Source organism: Mycobacteroides immunogenum (genome assembly GCF_001605725.1).
GTDB classification, from domain to species: Bacteria; Actinomycetota; Actinomycetes; order Mycobacteriales; family Mycobacteriaceae; genus Mycobacterium; species Mycobacterium immunogenum.
Genome location: NZ_CP011530.1, coordinates 1,620,771 through 1,641,421, shown reverse-complemented (window position 1 = coordinate 1,641,421; position 20,651 = coordinate 1,620,771). Strand labels below are relative to the sequence as shown.

20 protein-coding genes are annotated in these 20,651 nt (G+C 64.1%); 7 read left to right on the top strand and 13 right to left on the bottom strand.

Features of this window, described 5'->3' with window-relative positions; genetic code table 11:
* Positions 1-814: 814 nt before the first annotated feature.
* From ABG82_RS08140 to ABG82_RS08130, 3 genes are all read right to left on the bottom strand, one after another.
* Positions 815-1,534 (bottom strand): DUF1906 domain-containing protein, encoded by a 720-nt coding sequence (locus ABG82_RS08140; protein WP_043076035.1) that lies wholly within the window; start codon positions 1,532-1,534, stop codon positions 815-817.
* Positions 1,535-1,644: 110 nt separating this feature from the next.
* Complete coding sequence (locus tag ABG82_RS08135; RefSeq protein ID WP_043076036.1) at positions 1,645-2,466, bottom strand: alpha/beta fold hydrolase; 822 nt, start codon at positions 2,464-2,466, stop codon at positions 1,645-1,647.
* A 71-nt stretch (positions 2,467-2,537) separates the two neighbouring features.
* Entirely contained in the window at positions 2,538-4,307 is a 1,770-nt protein-coding gene (locus ABG82_RS08130; protein ID WP_043076126.1) for an alpha/beta hydrolase, read from the bottom strand.
* 265 nt (positions 4,308-4,572) lie between these two features.
* On the opposite strand from ABG82_RS08130, the gene ABG82_RS08125 reads away from it, so the two are divergent.
* Entirely contained in the window at positions 4,573-5,325 is a 753-nt protein-coding gene (locus ABG82_RS08125) for a TetR family transcriptional regulator (RefSeq protein ID WP_043076037.1), read from the top strand.
* A gap of 6 nt (positions 5,326-5,331) precedes the next feature.
* Here ABG82_RS08125 and ABG82_RS08120 read toward each other — a convergent pair whose 3' ends face one another.
* Complete coding sequence (locus tag ABG82_RS08120) at positions 5,332-6,015, bottom strand: sensor domain-containing protein (RefSeq protein ID WP_043076127.1); 684 nt, start codon at positions 6,013-6,015, stop codon at positions 5,332-5,334.
* A gap of 146 nt (positions 6,016-6,161) precedes the next feature.
* Between ABG82_RS08120 and ABG82_RS08115 the strand changes: the two genes are divergently transcribed.
* Positions 6,162-6,617 carry a MaoC family dehydratase gene (locus ABG82_RS08115; RefSeq protein ID WP_043076038.1) on the top strand — a complete coding sequence of 152 codons (456 nt, stop codon included), beginning with the start codon at positions 6,162-6,164 and terminating at the stop codon, positions 6,615-6,617.
* 1 nt (position 6,618) lies between these two features.
* Here the strand turns inward: ABG82_RS08115 and ABG82_RS08110 are convergent, their stop codons facing one another.
* Genes ABG82_RS08110 through ABG82_RS08080 form a run of 7 tightly spaced genes read right to left on the bottom strand, consistent with a single transcriptional unit; the run spans position 6,619 to position 13,642 of the window.
* Positions 6,619-7,812 carry an AI-2E family transporter gene (locus tag ABG82_RS08110; RefSeq protein WP_234707967.1) on the bottom strand — a complete coding sequence of 398 codons (1,194 nt, stop codon included), beginning with the start codon at positions 7,810-7,812 and terminating at the stop codon, positions 6,619-6,621.
* A 33-nt stretch (positions 7,813-7,845) separates the two neighbouring features.
* Entirely contained in the window at positions 7,846-8,643 is a 798-nt protein-coding gene (locus ABG82_RS08105) for an ABC transporter permease (RefSeq protein WP_043076039.1), read from the bottom strand.
* 1 nt (position 8,644) lies between these two features.
* Positions 8,645-9,538 (bottom strand): 2-aminoethylphosphonate ABC transporter permease subunit, encoded by an 894-nt coding sequence (locus ABG82_RS08100; protein WP_043076040.1) that lies wholly within the window; start codon positions 9,536-9,538, stop codon positions 8,645-8,647.
* Positions 9,535-10,746 (bottom strand): ABC transporter ATP-binding protein, encoded by a 1,212-nt coding sequence (locus tag ABG82_RS08095; protein ID WP_078343557.1) that lies wholly within the window; start codon positions 10,744-10,746, stop codon positions 9,535-9,537. Before ABG82_RS08095 ends, ABG82_RS08100 begins: the two co-directional genes overlap by 4 nt.
* A 1-nt stretch (position 10,747) precedes the next feature.
* Complete coding sequence (locus ABG82_RS08090; protein WP_078343556.1) at positions 10,748-11,788, bottom strand: 2-aminoethylphosphonate ABC transporter substrate-binding protein; 1,041 nt, start codon at positions 11,786-11,788, stop codon at positions 10,748-10,750.
* Positions 11,789-11,799: 11 nt separating this feature from the next.
* Positions 11,800-12,486 (bottom strand): phosphonatase-like hydrolase, encoded by a 687-nt coding sequence (locus tag ABG82_RS08085; RefSeq protein ID WP_043076042.1) that lies wholly within the window; start codon positions 12,484-12,486, stop codon positions 11,800-11,802.
* Between the two features lie 28 nt (positions 12,487-12,514).
* Positions 12,515-13,642: a TIGR03364 family FAD-dependent oxidoreductase gene (locus ABG82_RS08080; protein ID WP_043076130.1), complete on the bottom strand. Its 1,128-nt coding sequence runs from the start codon at positions 13,640-13,642 to the stop codon at positions 12,515-12,517.
* A gap of 97 nt (positions 13,643-13,739) precedes the next feature.
* On the opposite strand from ABG82_RS08080, the gene ABG82_RS08075 reads away from it, so the two are divergent.
* From ABG82_RS08075 to ABG82_RS08060, 4 genes are read left to right on the top strand one after another with little or no spacing between them, the layout of a single operon-like run.
* On the top strand, positions 13,740-14,264 hold the full coding sequence (locus ABG82_RS08075) for an HD domain-containing protein (RefSeq protein WP_043076043.1): 525 nt from the start codon (positions 13,740-13,742) through the stop codon (positions 14,262-14,264).
* The gene (locus ABG82_RS08070; protein ID WP_043076044.1) at positions 14,254-14,961 is read left to right on the top strand and encodes a GntR family transcriptional regulator; all 708 of its coding nucleotides are present in this window, start codon (positions 14,254-14,256) and stop codon (positions 14,959-14,961) included. Before ABG82_RS08075 ends, ABG82_RS08070 begins: the two co-directional genes overlap by 11 nt.
* Before the next feature lie 33 nt (positions 14,962-14,994).
* Positions 14,995-15,567 carry a TetR/AcrR family transcriptional regulator gene (locus tag ABG82_RS08065; protein WP_043076045.1) on the top strand — a complete coding sequence of 191 codons (573 nt, stop codon included), beginning with the start codon at positions 14,995-14,997 and terminating at the stop codon, positions 15,565-15,567.
* Complete coding sequence (locus ABG82_RS08060; protein ID WP_043076046.1) at positions 15,564-16,991, top strand: FAD-dependent monooxygenase; 1,428 nt, start codon at positions 15,564-15,566, stop codon at positions 16,989-16,991. Before ABG82_RS08065 ends, ABG82_RS08060 begins: the two co-directional genes overlap by 4 nt.
* Here the strand turns inward: ABG82_RS08060 and ABG82_RS08055 are convergent.
* Both ABG82_RS08055 and ABG82_RS08050 read right to left on the bottom strand, forming a co-directional pair.
* The gene (locus ABG82_RS08055; RefSeq protein WP_043076047.1) at positions 16,988-19,219 is read right to left on the bottom strand and encodes a molybdopterin-dependent oxidoreductase; all 2,232 of its coding nucleotides are present in this window, start codon (positions 19,217-19,219) and stop codon (positions 16,988-16,990) included. The genes ABG82_RS08060 and ABG82_RS08055 overlap by 4 nt on opposite strands.
* Entirely contained in the window at positions 19,216-19,788 is a 573-nt protein-coding gene (locus ABG82_RS08050; protein WP_043076048.1) for a TetR/AcrR family transcriptional regulator, read from the bottom strand. Before ABG82_RS08050 ends, ABG82_RS08055 begins: the two co-directional genes overlap by 4 nt.
* A 73-nt stretch (positions 19,789-19,861) precedes the next feature.
* On the opposite strand from ABG82_RS08050, the gene ABG82_RS08045 reads away from it, so the two are divergent.
* Positions 19,862-20,647 carry a crotonase/enoyl-CoA hydratase family protein gene (locus ABG82_RS08045; protein WP_043076049.1) on the top strand — a complete coding sequence of 262 codons (786 nt, stop codon included), beginning with the start codon at positions 19,862-19,864 and terminating at the stop codon, positions 20,645-20,647.
* The last annotated feature ends 4 nt before the right edge of the window (positions 20,648-20,651 follow it).

Here is a 20,651-nt window from a genome sequence, read left to right as displayed (position 1 = left end):
GCCGCCTACCCGTCTTTCCGTCAGTCGTGAGTCCAGCCGCACCCGTGTCGTCGTCTCTGTCGATCGGGGCGTGTTGTGGCGCCTTCATCTGCACCATCACCGCAGGGTCTGGACTTAAGAGTGTCATAAGAGGGGTGGCGATTTCTTCTGGCGTAATAGTTACTGCCGAGTTCTACGCGGGAGTAACCACCGCTTCAGTAACACCAGGCCAGCCGCTGGCAACCAACCGCCAAATCAAACGTGCTGCATGCGGGTGGTTACGGTCGAGTAGGTATAACATCGCAGATCAGACATAGATTGTTATCGAATCGTTATATTGAATTTGAGTGGCGCCGGCCACATACGCGCGTGTCGCGTTCAGCGGCTCGGCGGATGGCTCAGGAACAGCGAAAACCCAGAACCGGTGTTGAATGTTTGCTGTGACCCAAGCAGTCCTGTTACTGATGTGTCTAATGTGACCAATGATGTTTGTCTGGTGGCACGCACATCGCCGCCTACCCAGCCGGCCAGGGGTCACCGATACCGTCAACACTCCCCTCAACGCCTGGAGTCTCAACCACACCATCGTGCCGCCCCGCACCGACGGCCGCCTCGGTCCGAACCAATAATCCGGCGCAACGCGGGCTCGGGCATCAGCAGAGCTTCGGGATAGCCCGGTACTACGCGCCGGGACGGCATCTGTGCAGTCAGCCGAGGCACGAGACCGAAAAAACACCACCGGCAATCGCCCCCGAAGCTCGGCCGCGATCACCACTGTCGCACCGCGGGCTACCCATCATCGGACGCTCCACCAGCGCTTTCACCGAATCAGGTGCTAGGCCCACTGCCCGAAATCGGGCTTGAGAATGTCATTGAGGTCCACGCCGATTCCACCGACCCGGCGCTGGTCGATCTCGAATTGATGCAGGTGCGCCTCGGGATGCACGAAGCCCTTCGGCGTGCCCCAGTTGTGCTGCCAGAAGTACGAGCACAGCCCGTCCTGCAGGGCCCAATCGATGGTCTTGGAGTTGCCGTACAGCCCGGTGCGCGCATGCCCCACTACCGACTCCCACGCCTTCAGGTACGGCGCCACTTGGTTCTTGTACTGCTCAGCGGTCGGGTTGTCGTCTATCGAGACATAGATGGGCACGTTGTAGGAACCACCGGCCGCCACGTGTAGCTGCCAACCTCGCTGTGCATGCTTGATCCCCGCATCGCGACCACCGAGCCAGTCCGCCGTGTCCTGCTTGCCGTACTGATAGTTGGAAACAATCTTGAGGCCGGCCCGGTACAGATCGCGTGCCTCGATGAGTTTGATGGGCTTACCCGCCGACAGCCCCGGGTTACGCGGATCGGACACGTACCTGATGGCGCCCAGGTGCCCGGCGGCCTTGATCGACTCGGGTGTGGGGACGCCGCCGGCATAGTCGATCAGTGTTCCCAGCGACGCCGCGTTCGCCCGTGGGATTGCCCCTGCCGCTGCGCCGCCGAATGCCGCCGCGGCAGGCAGGACGGCGGCATATCTGAGGACATCCCGCCGGGATATGGACACCACTGCTACCTCACCAAGCCGTTCCGGGCACTCCGAAGAACTCGGGCCTCAGATTACGACAGCTACCTCAATAAACACGTCAGCCACGCTTGTCACATGCGACACACGCGCCGCTAGGCGTCGGCGATCCGGAACACCTCGTCGGCGATCAGACGTGGTTCGGTGAGGACGACTTGGTGCCCGGATTTGCGGGCCACGACATGGCGCGCCCCGAGCCGATGCGCTGTCAGCTGATGCGCGGCGTTCAGCTCCGATCGGGTCTCCTCATTGAGAAGCTCCGCGCGCGCTCCCGAGATCACGGTGACCGGGATGCCGTCAAGAACGGGCGGGTTATCGCGCAGCCCGGTCATCCCCGCGACGAACCGGCGGTCCTCCTCGTCGGCGGCCCGCCGGGCCCGCGCGGTGAGGTCTTCGGACACCATGTCGTCGAGAACATCGCGGGGCATCCGGGGCATCATGCGGCGAACGAGATGTGGCAGCAGGCCCACCCTGCCCATCGCGTCAAGCACAGCACGGTGGACTGCGCCGAGGAGCCGAAGGCCCCGAGACGTTGGCCGGTAGTACGCGTCGAGGTTCTCATCGGAGTGGTCGACGAGCACAACACCCGCCACGCGGGATGGATCGGCCACCGTCGAGGCCAGCGCGATGGTTCCGCCGTAGCTGTGGCCCACCAGGATGTAGGGACCCGAGCCGAGCGCCGCCAGCAGGGCATCCAGATCCGCGGTGATCCGTTCCAGCGTGCGGGGTGCAGGATCGTCGTCGCTGCGCCCGAGGTTCGCACGGTCATAGACGACCGACCGAAAACGCTGCGCGACAAGGGGTTGCACCAGGCCCCACGCGGTTCGCGAGAAACCCATTCCCGATTCGAAGACAACCGTCGGCTCACCGCTGCCCGCCACCTGATAATGCAAGGCACGCCCGTCGGCGGTCGTCACGTAGTTACTCGACCCCAGGGTGTGGCTCACCTTGCCACCGTACGGAACATTCGCCTCCCACGGGTGGCCCGCTACGCCCCCGAGTGCAACAGCGGCCGCAGCCGTTGCGTCTTTTCGGGTGTCCACCCCGGCGGTTGCAACACCGCGGCCCAGGCGTCGGCGACGGCCTGGACATAGACATGGCCATGCCCGTCAGGGACATTCACCGCGACGGCCATGTCGGCGGATACCTGCAGGAAGGTGACGAACGGTATCCACTCCATGCTGGGCAACACGTCGTAGCCGCGAGGTTCGCGCAGCCAGTCGGGCTTGCTCAGGATCAGATCGGGATTGAACCAGGCAATGGGATCCGACGCGTGCTGGAGATAGACGATACGAGGGCGCGCCCAAGGATCCGCGGGACGATTGAGATCCTCTGGGCGCGAGACGAATCGAACGTTTCTTCCGTTGTCGTAGATGGGCAGCACCTCCGGCGACCCATCGTCGCGGTTGTGAGTCGCCTCCAACCACATGGAGTTGTTGAACGTGGGACCGGAGAACAGCGCACCATCGGTGCGCGCCACGATGTTGTTCACCGACAGGAACGGCGCCTCGCCCCCGAACGATCCGAGGCTCTCGCCGAACACCACGAGCTTGGGCCGCACGGCTTCCGGCATCGCACGCACCCGCGCGGACACCGCCTCGAACAATGCCTGCCCCGCCTGACGCGCGTTCTCCTTGTCCACCAGGAACGAAAGCCAGCTGGGCAGAAAGGAGTACTGCATGCTCACGATGGCGGTGTCGCCGTTGTACATGTATTCGAGCGCATCCGCCTCGGCCTGATTGATCCAGCCGGTCCCCGTTGTGGTGGCCACCGCGACCACCTTGCGGTGCAGGCCGCCTTCGCGTTCGAGTTCACGCGCGGCAAGATCGGCCGCCGCCTTGATGCCGTCTGCCGACTCCAGACCCGCGTACGCGCGGATCGGTTCGGTGGCCGGCGCCTTGTTGAATGCCGAGAGCTGCTGAACGGTCGCGCCACCGCCGACGAAGGCACGCCCCTGATTACCCAGGGACGCCCACGAGACCAGCGAACCAGGCCCACCCGAGCGCAAGGACGTGGTTGGTGCCGGGTTGTCCGGGCTCTCCTCGTTGTTCACCGCGGAGAAGGTGTTGTTCAGGAAGTCCATGGCCACTCTGACGACCACACCGTTGATGAGCGCCATCGCCAGGGCTACCACCAGCGTGACAGCTACGACCGCGGAGACGCGTTTGGGGGCAACACGGTTGAGCCGCGCGATGAGGAACAGGATCAGCCGGCGAATCTGCTGACCGATCTCCACGAGAACAAACAACACAATGATCGACATCACCGCGGTCTGCGGATGTGCCCAGAAACTCAATCTCGGTACGCCCATGAGATCACGCACACGGTCCTGCCAAAAGTGGAACCAGACGATCATCAAGACCGTGCCGACCAACCCGACCACGACGAGAATCCGCCACGCGATGGGCGGGGCCTTGGGGCTTGAATCCTTGGACCGCATGTAGCGCACCAGCCATACCGCCAGCACGCCGAGCGCGTAACCGATGGCCCCGGAGCCTCCGCTCACCAGTGCCTGGAACAGGGGGCCGCGTGGAAGCAGCGACGGGGTCATCGAGAGCCAGAGAAACACCAGGCCAACCGCGGTGCCCGTGAAGGTGTACTGCCTCACCCACCACCCGGCCCGCGCGGGCTTGGCGGTGTCGGTGGTGATTGAGTCTGCCCCGGGCTCCTCGTCGTGGTCCTCGCCGATATCGCTGTCGATATCCCTGTCTATCGCCATTGCCACACCCTTCTTGATGCCGCCAGCCTGAGTGTCAATGGTGCCCGCACGCCGGCACACCGCACAGGGGTATTACCAGATCTGCAACACGGCCGCTACGTCAGGACCGCCATGCCACCGCGTCTGGTGATCCCACCGCGCAAATCCCGGAAAGTAGCCCCGCGTCCCTGGCGCAGCGAACTGGCCGCCCCGGGGAGCCAACCGTGCCGCCATGTTTCTGCGGTATCCTGCCAACTTGCTATCAGGGCCTTCAACGGTGGGACGGGGATAAAGCGACACAACGGGGGCACGACGAGGATTGCACATGCGACATGCCGGTGCCGGCCGCGAGGCCAGGACGACCAGCACACAGAGCCCTTCACACACCCCCAAGCGGGAACGGCGGCGCCGCGGCTCGATATCAGCTGAGGACATCATCGCCGGGGCGTTTGAGCTCGCCGAGGAAATTGGCATATGTGGGCTGAGCATGCCGCTGCTAGCGAAGCATCTCGACGTCGGTGTCACCAGTATCTACTGGTACTTCCGCAAAAAAGATGAGCTACTCGACGCGATGACCGACCGCGCGACCAAGCAGTACCACTTCGCCGCACCGTTCGTTGGCGACGAAACCTGGCAGGACGCGCTGCGCAACCACACCCACCGGATGCGCCAGGCGTTTCGAGAGCGCCCCGTACTGGTCGAGCTCATCCTGATGCGCACCAGTGAACTCAGCAGTGAGGCCCTGCAGGCGAGTATCCAAAACCTGGAGTCACTCGTGCGCACGCTGATCGGTGTCGGCTTCAGTCCGGACAACGCGCTGGATGTGTACTTCGCGCTGTCCTTGCACATTCGGGGCATCGTGGTGCTTGAACATATGGACACCGTGATGCCGGCATCAGGAAAGGCCCGCACTCTGGTGCCGAGCGCCACGCTCGCCCCTACCCTGCACGAGCTGGCGACGCGCGGCCATTCCATCGCGACCATCTCCGATGCCAACTTCGACTTCACCGTCGAGGCCATCATCGAACGGGCAGAGAACCTGCTCGCCCAAGACATCGCGGCACGCGAAGCGTCCTGACCTGGCTCAGACCTTCGAGTTCACAAGCTCGTCGATCTTCTGAAGCCGCTGATTCGATAGCGCCGTATTGTCGATGGACCGATCCGGCGAGCAGGTGACCAGCTGCGAAATCACATTCGCCTTGGCGATCATTGTGAACTCGCAAATCCATTGATCTCCATCCAGATTCGTAGACCACCGCACCATGTCGGGTGAGCCGGGAGTCACCGGACCGGGTGTGACCATATGACGTTTCTCGTCGTCTCCCCAGGCCGCCACGGACCGCTGGCATCTGGACACCGTCGCGCGGACCGACTCCAGGAATTTCGCCGCCTGGAAGTCAGCCGGGTACGTGGCCGAAACCTCGAGGAGCTGGTGCTGGTTGGGGAACTGGTTGTCGGTCTGTGTGCGCGCCTCACGACCGGTGTAGTTCGTCGGGAAAAGCGGATGGCGGCCATACCCGACAACTCCCTGACACTCCGCGGGATCGGCCCCGGTCCACAGCGCGGATTGCATATCGGTTTCGAAGAGCGGCTTACCGGGCGTCACCGTGAGCGATAGAGACGGAGTCAGGAGCTGGTCGAGCTGTGCGGGCTGGATCGGTCCAGACGGTCCGGCTCCCCGCTCCGCGGTCGCCTCGCCGTCGACCCCCTGTCGGCAGCCCGTCACCGCCAGCAGCAACGCGAGCACAAGCGCCAGCGACCACCTCATGTCGGCAAACAGTACTCGCATTCAGCGCCCGTTCGGATTTCGGCATTGTCCCGTAGCAGGCATGCGATCTCGGGTATGAAGAGTCCAGCCGGCGTGAGCAGTCGGTAATGCGACCAGGCACCACGACCCGAGAAGGAGCGCGCGGTATGTCCACGAAGCTGGCGACACCACAGGAGCTGCTGTCCCTGGGCAGAGTCGAATTGGGTACCAGCAGTTGGGTTCAGATCACCCAGGAACAGGTCAACGAGTTCGCCGACGCGACAGGTGACCGGCAGTGGATTCACATCGACACCGAACGCGCCAAATCCGGCCCATTCGGCGGCACCATCGTGCACGGCTACCTCACGCTCGCACTGGCCCCGGCGTTCCTGGACGAAGTGCTCGAGATCGCTTCGTATGACGCGGTGCTCAACTACGGAGTGAACAAGGTGCGCTTCCCGGCGCCGCTGCATGTCGGCGCGCGCGTGCGCGGACATGTGACGCTGCTGTCAGCCAAGCTGCGCGACAAGGGCACCGTCGAGGCAACCTACGGAATCAAGTACGAGATCGAGGGCAAGGACCGCCCGCCCTGCGCCGCTGAGACCGTGTACCTATATCAGTAGGTCACGCCTCATCGAGTGCCGGAAACAGTAACTCCTGCGCGAGTACCTGGATCGCCGCCGCGACCGGGATCGCCACCAGCACACCGACGATGCCCAGCAGTGCCCCGCCGATCAGCACGGCCACCACGGTGACGCCCGCGGGCACCTTGACCACGCGCCCAATCACTTTGGGGGTCAGCACGTAATCCTCGAACCAGCGGAAACAGGCATAGAACGCCAGGGTCGCGACGGCTATCGGTACCGAGACCGTCAGCGCCACTGCGGCGACGACGACGCCCGCAATCGTCGATCCGTAGGGAATCAGGTCGAATATCGCCACGAACACCCCGAGCAGCACCGCATAGGGCACGTCGAACGCGACACACCAGATGAAGGTGGCCAAACCGGCGATGATCGAGGTGGTCAGATTGCCGCCGACGTAGGCTCCCACCTTCGCGAACACCTCGTCGCCGATGAGTACCGCGCGTGGTCTACGTGAATGCGGCACTAGGCGATACACCGCTGCCCGGATGCGGGGCATATCAATGAGGAAGTAGATGGTCAGCACCACGACGATGCCGACATCGGTGATGGCTCCAAAGACTGCTGTTCCGGCGCGTAGCAGGTCGGAGAACGCGGTCTGCCCCTCCTTGTTCACAAAGTCACCGACGCGCTGCTGCACTCCGAACCGCTCGTTGATTCGCCCGACGAGCGACGAATGGTCTTGTGCCGACTGCAGGTAATGCGGGGCCTGCTGAACCAGTTGCGTTCCCTGCTCAACAAGCGGCGGAATCGCGGCGGCCAGAAAGGCCGCCAGCACCCCGAAGGCGATCAGCACCACCGTCAGCACCGCCGCCCAGCGCGGGAATTTGTGGATGACCAGCCAGGACACCGCGGGTTCGAGTCCCAACGCAAGAAACATCGCCAGTCCGATGAGGGTCAACACAGACGACATGGCACCGAGCAACTGGACCGCACCGTAGGTGACGGCCACACCCACCGATGCCGTCAACCCCACATAGAACGGCGCGTGACGGTTCCAGGTGGTGCCGCGGCGGCCCAGCGGATGCTCGTCCGAACGTATTTGTGCCGCACGGCGTTCCGCCTCCGCGATGGGACCTTCGTCCTCGCTGTGAGGTTGTGCCACCCAACGATGGTGGCCGGCGCCGGTATCAGCCAATGCGTACCCGTCTTCCGAGGTGAACAGCGACATCATAGGAGTGACGGTCGCGGTTGGGGCGGGTTCTGGCTACCGAAGAGCCGCCTTGCCCCGCAACTTACCGACCAGCAGCAGCGCAAGCAGTGTCACCAGCAGCAGTAACGTTGTCGATGCCGCGGCGGAGAACACCTGACCTCGGTCCGACAGGCCGAAGATGGTGACCGGCAGAGTGCGCCAGGTGGCCGGGTACACCATCACCGTGGCACCGAGTTCACCCATCGACAGCGCGATCGCCAGCCCCGCCGCCGCCCCTAGCGCCGGCGTCAGCAGTGGCAAGGTCACCGTTCGCAGTACTCGCGCTGATCCAGCCCCCAACGACTCGGCCACCTGCCGGTAGGCCGGATCGAGACGCTCCAGCGCCGCGGACACCGCGCTGAACGCGAAGGCCAGAACCAGCGCGGTGTGCGCGACGATCACTATCCATTTCGTTCCGCCGAGCAGGAAGGGGCGTTCGTTGAAGGCGGTCAACAGACCCAGGCCGATGGCCACCGACGGGATCGCTATCGGCAGGTGAAAGACCGCGTCAATGATCCGACGGAACCACGAGGGCACCTCGCGCACACTCAGCGCGGCCCACGTACCGAGCATCAGCGCGATACCGCTGGAGACGAGCGCGGTCTGCAGGCTGACTGTCAAACTCGCGAGATCATCTCCGCTCAAAGCCTTTTCGAACCGTCCAAGGCCGAGCTCTGAGGGCAATGGACCGGTCCATCGTCCGGCGAACCCGGCCAGCGCCACCGTGGCAATCGGCGCCACGAAGACCGTGGTGACAGCTAGTGCGAAGATCGTCCACAGGAAGATCCTGCTGCGCCGGTTCCACAACAACATCTCAGACTCCCTTCTGGCGGGCAGGTGATCGCCCGGACACCATGCGCGAGAAGATGATCCGATACAAACCGTAGAGCGCCAGCGACAGCACCACCTGAACAGACGCGATGACGGCGGCGCCGGGCAGATCAAAGGTGACTATCCCCCGGGTATAGATCAGTACGGGCAGGGTGACGACTTCCTTGGCGCCGGTGAACAACACAATCCCGAACTCGTTCAGCGCCAGGAGCAATACCAGGCTGCCGCCCGCCATCAACGCCGGCCAGGCCTCCGGCATCACCACCTTTCCCAACACCCGCCATGGCGACGCACCGAGACTGGCCGCGACGTCGAGTTGCTCACGCGAGACTGTCGCGAACGCGGCGAGCAAGGGCCGCACCACAAACGGCGTGAAGAAGGTGATCTCGGCCAAGATGACACCCGTCGGACTGGAAAGAAAGCCCAATGGCCGCGAGCCGCCCGAGATGGCCGCGATGACCGCGTTGACCGCACCGGCGGTGCCGTACAGGAAGGTGAACGCGAGGGTGATCAGGAAGGAAGGAAGCGCGAGCACCGTGTCGATGAGGCGGCCCACCAATTCCGAGCCCGGGAATGGTACGAACGACAACACGACGGCGATGAATGTGCCCAACAACAGACAGCCGGCCGTGGTGAGCACGGCAATGTGGGCGGTCGTCACCAGGGCTCGCTGGAACGCGGCCGAGACCAGTACCGCCGGCCAGCTGCTTTTCCCTTCTCCTTCAGTAGAATTCGATAGCACGCGCAGCAACGGGTAACCGACGATGACGAGCACCGCCAGCAGCGGCGGCAGGGCCCATAGAACGGATGCGGTTCGCCGCGGATCCCGGCGCACTGGTGCGCTGGCCGGCTCCGCACACTCCAGAACCGCGGTCATCGCACGTCCCCGGGCGTCGTGACGAGCACACCGGCCGGCTCCGGAAATTTCACGCCCACAATAGAATTTGACAGGTAGTCACCGTGCCCGGGCACATCCGCCTCGATCAACTGGTCGGGGAATCCAGCGATCGCGAGGGCCAGCCTGGTCGACGCGCCTCGCCACATCTGCGTGGCCACCCGCGCCCGTAGCGCACCAGGCTCCGTTGCCGCCACCACCGACAGCGCGTGTGGGCGCACACAGATCAGAGCATTCGCGCCGGGCGCCCAAGGGTCCCGGCCAATGCCGGGCTTCGGCGCGATGGCACTGAACATCTTGTCCCCCACCGAGACCAGGGCAGACTCACCCGATACCCGGCCAACCGTGCACGGGATCAGGTTGGCGCCACCGAGGAAGTTCGCGGTGAAGTCGGTGGGCGGCCGCGTCCAGAGATCTTGCGCGGTGCCGATATCGACAAGTTCGGCGTTACGCATGACAGCGATCCGGTCCGCCAGCGCCAGCGCCTCACTCTGATCGTGGGTGACGTAGAGCATGGCGGTGTCCGACAGGGTCTCGCGTAGCTGCTGCAGCTCGGCGATCATTGACTGGCGCAGTTGAGCGTCCAACGCGGCGAGCGGTTCGTCCAGAAGTAGCACCCGGGGCCGGATGGCTAGGGCGCGCGCGATGGCAACACGTTGCTGCTGGCCACCCGATAACTCACGTGGGTAGCGGTCGGCGTAGGCGGACATGCTCACCATCGCCAGCGCCTCATCCACGCGCGCCGTGACCCGATCGGATGAGGTTCGCCGCGCCCGCAGCCCAAAGGCAACATTGTCGCGCACCCGCATATGGGGAAACAGCGCGTAGGACTGCACCACCACGCCGATTCCGCGCTTCGCGGGCGGCAGATCGGTGACATCCTCGCCGTCCAATCGGACGGTGCCGAAAACCGGCCGCACAAATCCGGCGAGTGCCTTCAGTGCGGTGGACTTCCCCGATCCGCTGGGGCCCAGTAGCGCCACCGTCTCGCCGCGGGCGATGCGTAGCGTGAAGTTTCGCAACGCTTCCGACCTCTTCCGGCCACGCCCATAGGCGACGGTCACGTGGTCGAAGATGATGGCCGGTGTCTGAGCCCGCGCAGGTACCGACGGCACGGCGCCGGCATTCGTATCCACGACAGCCTCGCCGACGAGCTCCTTACGCGAGGAGAATTCGGCACTGTTATCCATGTCAGCTCCCCGTCGCATTCTGATAGGCACTCAATGAGGCATCGAGGGTGGCGACAACCCGATCCCAGTCCGGGTGCCAGATATCGACCCCCTCAAGGACTTTCGCCGGGGTGCCGGGTCCCGATTCGGGTTTCACATCGGCGCGCACCGGCATACCCAGCGCGTCCCGCGAAACCGTCTGCTGCACGGGCACCGACAGCAGGTACCCGAGCAGATTCCTCGCGTTCCCCACATGCGGCGCTCCGTCGGTGATTCCGGCGGCGTACGGAAGCGAGATCGTGGCCCGCTTGCCGTCTCCGGTCGCGGGAATGAACACCGAGAAGTTGGAATGGTCGTCGCGGATCGAAGCCAGGTTCATCTGGACGTCCCCATTGGCCACCCATAGCTCGGCATTGCTGACCTTCGGCTGCAGCTTGCCGGTAGAGCTGGAAGGCCCGACGTTGTTGTGCTGCAGCTTGCCTAGATAGTCAAGAGCGCCCTGGTCGCCCATGAGGTGTTGAAGCAGAACCAGCATCGCGGTCCCGTCGCCAGCCTGCCCCGGCGTCGAATACTGCACCTTGCCCTTGAGCCGGGGGTCAAGGAAGTCGTCCCACCGTGCGTCCTTCAGGGCCGCTAGGGGGTGGGCGATGAATGTCAGGTAGTTGTCGACGATGGCAACATATCGGCCGTCCTTGTCCCGATTGTTCTCGACAACCACGGAGAAGTCGACACCGGCATCAGCGAGCAGTCCACTGTCCGCTGCCTTTTGGATGAAAGGCGGCAAGGTGACCAATAGATCAGCCTGCGGATTGGCCTTCTCCTTGGCCACCCGGGACACCACCTCGGCAGAACCCGCCTCCACGAGATTCACTGAAATTCCGGTCTTTTGAGTGAACTCCGCGAAGCGGGCCCGGTACCACTGTCCCAGCCCATCGGCACTGTAGACGGTGACGGAATCTGGTCCGTTGCCACCTCCGGTGCCGCCGCACGCACTCACCGTCGAGACGTCAGCCAGCGCAAGCAGAACCCATATCGACATCCGCATCCACCAGAGAGATTTCATCCCTGGATCTTTCAGACTCGAGGCAAGACGAGGTCGGCGAACTCCCCCACCGAATGCACAATGTGGGTAGGCTGCGCGGCGCCGAGCTGCGCCGCGTCATGAGCACCGGTGAGCGTGCCTGCCACAATCTGCGCGCCCGCGCGATGTCCGGCCAGTACATCGCTGGCAGTATCGCCCAGCACCGCCACCTCACGAACATCATCGACGCGCAGGCGAAGCACCGATGCCAGCACCAGATCCGGAAATGGCCTGCCGCGCCCAGCTTCCGAGGGTGCAAGCGTCAGGTCGGCGATATCGGTCCAACCGAGCGCCGCCAGCAGCTTTTCTTTGGTAGAGGCGCTGAAACCGGTCGTCAGCGCAACCTTGACTCCCGCTGCCCGCAGCTTCGCAATGGCCTCCTGGGCACCTTCGATCGGCTTGGCATGGCCGTCGGCGATCAGCGCATCGTATGCGTCCTCGAAGGCCCGGTTAGCGTACTGAGCCCTGTCCTCGTCGCCCAGCAGGTGCCGGAACACCACGATCTTGGATTGCCCCATGGTGTCGATGACGTACTGACGGGCGCGATCCCGTTCGGGCCCGGACTCCTCGATACCGCCGGCGGTTGCCGCGGTTTCGAAGGCCCGCAACACCAATCCGCCATCGGCCACCGTGGTTCCTGCCATATCGAGCACAGCCAGTCGAATAGGGATATCGGACATGAGATTTCCTTCCGTGTAGTCGCCGGTGCTAGAGGTTCATCAGGTCGGCGGTATCCGCACCGACAGCGGGCCCGAGGGTCATGCCGCGCCCACCGGGTCCCGTCACCACCCAGACTCCCGGGACGGCTTGGCGCCGGAAGACGATCTGGTTGGGATCGAGGCACTGGGAGTAGACGCCCGCCCAGCGCCGCACGACCGGCGGAAGTCTTCGGCCCAACAGCTCCTCGGAGGTGTTGATCAGATGCCGGTATGGCGCCTCCTGGACGTCGAACGCGAATGGCTCGGTGTACTCGTGCGTGTCGCCGATCGTGAGTCCGCCGTGCAGTCGTTGCACGCACAGCAGCTGCATCTTGTGCTCAGCCGCCGTGGGTTCTTGCAGTTGCGCGGCATTGAGCGCGTCGAGCGCCGGGCCGGCGAATGCGGGGTAGTAGCGCAGACTGTCGCCGTCGGCAATCGCGGTGGTCAGCTCCTCGCCTAGCGGCGCAGTCTGCATCATCTGCAGCCGCACCCGCCGAACCGGAATGTCTCCCAAAAGCTCTCGCGTCAATCCTCCGTGCGAAGCCCCAGCGCACAGCACCACCGCGTCCCCTCGATAGGTCTCACCGTCGTCGGCCCGGACGGACACTCCCGCGGAGGTGGACTCGATGGCACGAGCTTCCCGCCCGGACATGAACACATAGCGGCCTGTCGTCTTCATATGCAGCCGCAGGGCGGGCAGCGCCAAACGCGACTCGACCGCGGCATCGCGCGTACAGTGCAGCCCGGCAAGGAACTTGCCGCGCAGCGCGGGATTATGCCGCGCGACGGCGTCGGGTTCGAGCAACGCGAATCCGCGCTCACCGGCGTCCGGACGCGCCATCATCTCCTCCGCTACCGCCACCTCCTCATGGGTTCGCAACAAGGTGTGTGAGCCTGATGCCCTAAAACCGATGCCCGGCACCGATTTCGCAATCCCTTGCCATAGATCCCGGGAGCGTTGGGCTGTCGCGAGCTCTGCGGCCGATCTCCCCGATACCCACACCAACCCGAAGTTCCGCACAGTCGCACCGCGTGCTTCCGCTTCACGTTCCAGCTGAACCACGTCGTGCCCGCGCTCGATAGCGGCCCACGCGTGTGCCGTCCCCAGAATGCCGCCGCCAACCACAATCACTCGCATGTCACCAGCGTCGCGCATTGGTCTAGACCAATCAATAACGCGGATACAAACAGCGTATGAACAATTGGTATAGACCAATTTGGCGTACGCTCTTTTCATGACAGCCGTCGACGAACTCGAAGCGGTATTGCTCTCGTTGCGCGGGATATGGGACGAAGAAGCTGTCGATGAACTCGACCACGCACTACAGGCCGGATACCTTGCCCGCGCCGATCACGCAGACGATGCACTCATCCTCGCGTGCGCCGTGCACGATATCGGACACAGTCCACTGCTGGGCCCCGCCGACGAGCACCGGCACGATGCCGTGGCACGCCAATGGCTCACACCCCGCTTCGGGGAGCGCGTCGGCTGGCTGGCCGGCTCGCACGTCGCAGCCAAGCGATACCTGGCGCTGACCGATTCCGACTACGCCGCCCATCTGTCCGCCACATCCCTTGATTCACTCGCCCACCAGGGCGGAGCAGGCGTCGACGGCCGATGGCACGGCCACGCGTGGTGGCCCGACGCGCTGCGGCTACGACGATTCGATGATGGGGCGAAAGTTCCTGGAGCCAAAACACTTTCGATTTCAGATGTCCTCACACTGGCCAGAAAGATGGTGGCGCGAGATGACCACTGACGTGCGACTACCCAAGCACTACCGGGTCCGTACCGAGCTCGACCGCATCCTCTCCACGCTGCACCAGGGCGACCCGGTTCCACCCGAGCGTGACCTTGCCGAACGTTTTGGGGTATCGCGAGAAACCGTCCGCCAGGCACTGCACGAGCTGCTGGTAGAGGGCCGTATCGAGCGGCGCGGGCGCGGGACGGTGGTGTCTTCACCAAAACTGGTGCAGCCGTTGTCATTGCGCTCATACACCGAGGGCGCGCAAAGCCAGGGCCGAATCCCCGGGCGGCTGCTGGTCACCTGGGAAGAAGTCACCGGAGACGCCGACCTATGCCGCGACCTGGGCATTCGGACCGCATCGACGGTGATCCACCTGGAACGTGTCCTGCTAGCCGACGGCGCCAAGCTCGGACTGGAGAGCACCTACCTGGCCAAATCCCGGTTTGGCCCGTTGCGCAACACCTTCGATCCCGGCACCTCGCTGTACGCGGCGATACGCGCACTGGGCGTTGAGTTCGGCAGCGCCGTCGAGCGCATCGAAACGGTGCTGGCCTCACCGCGCGAAGCATCACTGTTGGACACCTCGACCGCCATGCCGATGCTGCTACTGCACCGGCGCACGCTCGACACCGACGGTCGCCCGATCGAGCGTGTGCGCTCCCTGTATCGCGGGGATCGAGTGGCCTTCGAAGCCGTATTAAAGGAGTGATATTAAGTGTACGTTTTGCGTACACTTAATATCATGATTCCCCGAGGGGCGGCACGCAGCGCCGCAATACTCGACGCCGCACTACAGGTGCTGATACGGGACGGGTATGACCGATTCTCCATGGATTCCGTTGCAGCACAAGCACACGCAAGCAAGACCACGATCTATCGCCGGTGGGGCAACAAGGCCGAATTGATCAAGGCGACCTTGGATGCCCATGACGCGAGCTTCAACGACGACATCCCTGATACCGGAACACTGCGCACAGACCTCATCGCGACATTGAGCACGCTGCGCCGCAAGGCAGAGGCGGTCCCGCCAACCCTCTACTCGGATCTGCTCCGCGCGATGGAGCACGACGCCGCCCTGACCGAGGCGATCCGTCGCCATCTCACCGATACAAGCCTGTCCCCGTTCGATGTTCCGCTGTCGCTGGCCATCTCCCGGGGCGAGGTGTCTGCCAATGTCGACCGCGAGCTCATTCACGATGTCGCCGAGGCAATGCTCACCCATCGGCTCACCCTGGGCGAGCCCGTTGATGATGCGTTTGTCACCCGACTGGTCGACGACGTCCTGCTCGTCCTCATCCGGAGTGAGACTCGATGACCGTCGTGATCGCCGGGGCAGGCCCCACTGGTTTGACACTGGCCTGCGAATTGGCGCGGCGCGGCATACCGTGCCGGGTACTGGACAAGGCGCCCGGATTATTTCCCGGCTCGCGTGGCAAGGGGCTGTCCCCACGCACCCAGGAGATATTCGACGATCTCGGCGTCGCCGCGGCGATCAGGAGCGGAGGCATGCCGATGCCGCCCTTCCGTATCTACGCGGGCCACGAAATAGTGTCCGAGCGAACTCTTTTGGAGATGCTGGGCACCGAAATCCCGTCGGGCCCGGGCATCCCGTACCCGGGATTTTGGTTGGTGCCGCAATGGCGTACCGATGAGATCCTGTCGAGCAGATTGCGTCAGCTGGGCGGTGAGGTGGAATTCGGCTGTGAAGTAGTCGACTTCTCCCAAGATACGGGCGGAGTGACCGTCTCGGTGTCACGCGCCGGGCACGCCGAAAAGATCCGGGCCGCCTACCTGGTCGGCACGGACGGCGGCCGCAGCACGATCCGCAAGGTTCTTGGCGTCGGTTTCGCCGGGGACACCTTCGAGAGTGAACGAACGTTGATCGGCGACGTTCGGGCTGACGGCCTGGCAGGCACATGCTGTCACGTTCTGACGCGCGGCGGCCAGGTGTCGGAACGCTTTTCGCTATGGAATCTTCCGGGCAGCGACCATTATCAATTCGTCGCGAACATGGACCGCGAGGACGTACCTGCGCTGACCCTGGAAGCGGTGCAGAAGCTGCTCGTCGATCGCTCCGGTCGCGAAGACATTCTGCTGCGGGATCTACGGTGGATATCTCTGTATCGCGTCAACGTACGGATGGTGGACAGATTTCGGGTGGGCCGCGTGATCCTGGCCGGCGACGCAGCGCACGTGCATTCCTCGGCGGGCGGACAGGGTCTGAATACCAGCGTCCAAGATGCCTACAACTTGGGGTGGAAGCTGGCGGCCGTCATCTCGGGCGCCCCCGACGAGCTGTTGAACAGCTACGAAGAGGAACGGATGCCCGTGGCGGCAGCGGTGCTCGGAATGAGCACCGAGCTGCATCACCGGAACTTCGCACCCTCGAATGGCCCTGCACCACAACTGCATCAGCTGGACATCAGCTATCGCGAGAGCTCATTGTCCATCGACGATCGCTCCTCGCCCGGAGGACTCCAGGCCGGTGACCGGGCGCCCGACGCCGCACTGCACGCAGGGGCGCGCCTGTTTGACGTCTTGCGGGGCACACATTTCACCCTGTTGACATTCGGCGACAGGACGCCCGACATCGCCGGTGTACGCGTCCAGCAGCTGGCACCATCACCCGACTACGACGTCGCTGAATCGACACTGGCGCTGGTGCGCCCGGACGGGTACATCGGTGTCATCACCGAGTCCGAACGCACGGTGCGTGAGTATCTCACCCGGGTGCGTTAGATGGCCGCGGTCAGTGCTTCCAGCCGAGCGGGGACGTGCTTATGCCAAGGGGTTCCGGCGTATTCGTCACGCCAGGCGGTGGAGGTGAGGGCATTCGGTGCCACGCCGGGCGTGTGCGTTTCCCCGGACTCGTCGGTGTAGTCGAGGCCGAACCCGTTGGGCAGTGAGGCGTGGCCGGGCTGCATCATGTCGCTGATCTCCACCGTGGCCTCGGCGGCGCCGGCTGCTGTAGCAATGCGGACCCGGTCACCATCGGCGATACCAAGACGCTGAGCATCCTCCGGGCTGATTCGCAGCGCCCCCTGCTGATCACGCTTACGCCAGGACGGGTCACGCAGAATGTCGTTGGCGGTGTACGCCCGCCGTTCTCCCGCGGACAGCACGATCGGAAACTCCGGAGTCGTCAGCTGCGCCGGGCGCGACACCAGTCCCCTTATCTCGTCCAGCATTTCGGGAATCGCGAGTGCGATCTTGCGGTCCGCATGCGTGATCAAGGCGAAGTCGTCCTCGTAGTCGTGGACGGTGAAGGTCACGCCGGATGGGCTGTTCAGGATGGCGTCGAACAGCGCGTTGCCGTCGGGATGTCCCGCCCGAGCCACCGCCTGCGGGTAGGTCATCATCGCCTTCTGCGCCAAACCCCACAGCGCGGCGGCGCCCTCCAACCCCTGGGGAAGCGTCGGGCCGAGGGTCTCGTAGAGGACGTAGGGAGCCAGGGCGCCGAGTACCGGATTGGCAAGCACTGCGAAGAATGCCTGTAGGTAGGCATCCCGCCCCTGCGCGGCGGCTTCGCGCAGCGGCTGCAGATCCTTATCGTCGACCACTCCCAGTGCCCTGACCAATCGCGCCCAGATCTCGGGTTCGGGCAGGGTTCCCGGCTCGGGTTCGAACAGCGGGTGACGCAGCTGAAAGGTGTTGTGCGGGAATTCAAGATTGAAGAAGGTGGCCTCCACCTTCTCGAACTGGGTAGCGGCAGGCAGCACATAGTGCGCAAGCCGCGCGGTCTCCGTCATCGCCACGTCGACGACCACAAGCAGCTCCAGGGCTCCGAACGCCTCCTTGCATCGCGCCGAATCAGCCAGGGAATGCGCGGGATTGCTGCTCTCGACGATCATCGCGCGGAAGCGTTCCGGGTGATCGGTGAGAATCTCGTCCGGGATGACGTTGGAGGGCACCAAGCCGCCGATGATGCGGGATCCGGTCACCGGGGTGGTGCCGAAGAACCCACCCATGAGTGGGGCCATCCACGAATGCAGATGCTGCCCGCCCCGTTTGGCGAAGTTCCCGGTGAGAATCCACAGCATCTTGTTCAGGTACGAGCTCAATGTGCTGTTCGGCGCCTGTTGAATCCCGAGATCCTCGAAGACCGCTACGCTCTCCGCCGCGGCGATCCTACGGGCGGCTCGCCGGATGAGCTCTTCCTCGACACCGCAGCGTTGCGCGTAGTCCCCGATCGGGACCGTGCGCAGCACCTCCCGAACCTCCTCGGTGCCGGTGACATGGTCGGCGAGAAATGCTTCATCACAGAGATTTTCCTGCACCAGCACCGCCGCCAGTGCCGCAAGGCACCAGGCATCGGCACCAGGGCGCACGCGCAGGTGAAAGTCCGCCATCTTGGCGGTGTCGGTGATCACCGGGTCGATGACGATCATCGAGCGCTGCGGATCCTTGGCGATCTCGTTGAGCACGACGCGAGCACGCGGAAAGCTCTGTGACATCCACGGGTTCTTCCCGACGAACACCGACACCTCGGCGTACTCGAACTCGCCGCGGGTATGCCCGCCGTACAGGTTCTTGTCGATCCAGGCCTCCCCCGTTTTCTCCTGAGCGAGCGCATTGGAACGGTACTTGGACCCGATGGCTTTCAGGAAAGCGCCGCTGTAGGCCCCACCGAGGTGATTACCCTGACCACCCCCGCCGTAGTAGAAGATCTTGTCTCCGCCATAGCTGTCCCGGATGTGCTTGAACCCCTCGGCGATCTCCACGATCGCGGTGTCCCAATCGATTTCCTCATAGGAGCCGTCGGGACGGCGCCGCATCGGCGAGGTCAGCCGGTTCGCATTGTTCTGGTAGTGATCCAGACGCAATGCCTTATTGCACGTGTACCCCTTGGAGCCCGGGTGATCCTTGTCTCCGCGGATCTTCGCGAGGGTGCGGCCCTGCGTCTGCACCACGATGCCGCAGTTGCATTCACACAGGATGCAGGCGGTGGGCAACCATTCCGTGGTCATGATCCGGCCTCCTCGATCAAAATGCGTAACTGCTTATGCACCACATCGATTGGTGTGATGTCCCGGGTCGATCGCGCGATGATGATGGCCCCCTCCAGGGAAGTTGTCATCAACATCGCCAGCTCGTCGGCGCGCGCACGAGCCACCCCGGCAGCCACCAACTTGTCGGCGATGAGGTCGATCCAGCGCCGGAACACGGCCGCCGAGCGTTCGATCAGCTTCTGGTTACTGGCCGGGCTCTCCGGGTCGCCGGCCTCGACGGCGACCGCCACCACCGGGCATCCTGCCCGGAAGTCGCTCCGCATCAATTGTTTCCGATAAGACAGGACCAGGGTATCGAGAGCCTCCACCGCGGCGGGCTGGGCGTCGATCATGCCCGCGATGTAGTCCCCGGCCAGATCCACCGCCTCGCCCAGCAATTGGGTACGCCCGCCCGGAAAGTAGTGGTACGCCGAACCTCGAGGTGCGCCACTGTGCTCGAGGACATCGGAAATCGCCGTGGCGTGGGCACCTCGCTCGCGGATCAGCAGGGCCGCCGAAGCCACCATTCGTTCACGCGGGGTGCTCAATCGTCGTCCTTCCCGAGGGATTGGAGCCTATGTATGATGCTCTACATAATCCGCTACCGACCCGGAGAAGTCAATGTCTGACTACGAAACCCTGAACATTCGCCGCGACGGATATGTCCTGGTTATCGGCCTGAATCGGCCCGCCAAGCGCAACGCGTTCGACAAGACGATGCTCCAGGAGCTCGCGTTGGCGCTTGGTGAATACGAGGCCGACGCCGAGCTGCGGGCCGCCGTGCTGTACGGCGAGGGCACCATGTTCACCGCCGGCCTTGACCTGGCCAGCGTGGCCGCGGAGATTCAGGGTGGCGCGTCACTGACTCCCGAGGGCGGAATCAATCCGTGGCAGGTCGACGGACGACAGCTCTCCAAGCCGCTGCTCGCCGCCGTGCACGGCAAGGTGCTGACGCTCGGCATCGAACTGGCGCTCGCCGCGGACATCGTCATCGCCGACGAGACCGCCACCTTCGCTCAGCTCGAAATCAACCGTGGCATATACCCGTTCGGCGGAGCCACCATTCGTTTCCCACGTACCGCCGGTTGGGGCAATGCGATGCGGTGGATGCTGACGGCCGATACCTTCGACGCCACCGAGGCCCACCGCATCGGGATCGTGCAGGAGATCGTGCCGGCCGGTGAGCATGTCGACAGGGCGATAGCCCTTGCCCAAACGATCGCCCGCCAGGCGCCATTGGGTGTGCAGGCCACCCTGCGCAATGCCAGACTGGCCGTGCGCCAGGGCGACGCTGCCGCCGAGGAGCAGCTGGTTCCCACCGTGCGGGAGCTGTTCACCACCGAGGACGCCGCGCTGGGTGTACAGGCATTCCTTTCCCGCACTACCGCCGAATTCCTGGGTAGGTAGGGCG

Excerpts from the sequence above, each read along its gene's own strand:
- ABG82_RS08125 (WP_043076037.1), top strand. The coding sequence starts at position 4,573 with ATGCGACATGCCGGTGCCGGCCGCGAGGCCAGGACGACCAGCACACAG.
- ABG82_RS08120 (WP_043076127.1), bottom strand. The coding sequence starts at position 6,015 with ATGAGGTGGTCGCTGGCGCTTGTGCTCGCGTTGCTGCTGGCGGTGACG.
- ABG82_RS08115 (WP_043076038.1), top strand. The coding sequence starts at position 6,162 with ATGTCCACGAAGCTGGCGACACCACAGGAGCTGCTGTCCCTGGGCAGA.
- ABG82_RS08110 (WP_234707967.1), bottom strand. The coding sequence starts at position 7,812 with ATGATGTCGCTGTTCACCTCGGAAGACGGGTACGCATTGGCTGATACC.
- ABG82_RS08105 (WP_043076039.1), bottom strand. The coding sequence starts at position 8,643 with ATGTTGTTGTGGAACCGGCGCAGCAGGATCTTCCTGTGGACGATCTTC.
- ABG82_RS08100 (WP_043076040.1), bottom strand. The coding sequence starts at position 9,538 with ATGACCGCGGTTCTGGAGTGTGCGGAGCCGGCCAGCGCACCAGTGCGC.
- ABG82_RS08095 (WP_078343557.1), bottom strand. The coding sequence starts at position 10,746 with ATGGATAACAGTGCCGAATTCTCCTCGCGTAAGGAGCTCGTCGGCGAG.
- ABG82_RS08090 (WP_078343556.1), bottom strand. The coding sequence starts at position 11,788 with ATGAAATCTCTCTGGTGGATGCGGATGTCGATATGGGTTCTGCTTGCG.
- ABG82_RS08085 (WP_043076042.1), bottom strand. The coding sequence starts at position 12,486 with ATGTCCGATATCCCTATTCGACTGGCTGTGCTCGATATGGCAGGAACC.
- ABG82_RS08080 (WP_043076130.1), bottom strand. The coding sequence starts at position 13,642 with ATGCGAGTGATTGTGGTTGGCGGCGGCATTCTGGGGACGGCACACGCG.
- ABG82_RS08075 (WP_043076043.1), top strand. The coding sequence starts at position 13,740 with ATGACAGCCGTCGACGAACTCGAAGCGGTATTGCTCTCGTTGCGCGGG.
- ABG82_RS08070 (WP_043076044.1), top strand. The coding sequence starts at position 14,254 with ATGACCACTGACGTGCGACTACCCAAGCACTACCGGGTCCGTACCGAG.
- ABG82_RS08065 (WP_043076045.1), top strand. The coding sequence starts at position 14,995 with ATGATTCCCCGAGGGGCGGCACGCAGCGCCGCAATACTCGACGCCGCA.
- ABG82_RS08060 (WP_043076046.1), top strand. The coding sequence starts at position 15,564 with ATGACCGTCGTGATCGCCGGGGCAGGCCCCACTGGTTTGACACTGGCC.
- ABG82_RS08055 (WP_043076047.1), bottom strand. The coding sequence starts at position 19,219 with ATGACCACGGAATGGTTGCCCACCGCCTGCATCCTGTGTGAATGCAAC.
- ABG82_RS08045 (WP_043076049.1), top strand. The coding sequence starts at position 19,862 with ATGTCTGACTACGAAACCCTGAACATTCGCCGCGACGGATATGTCCTG.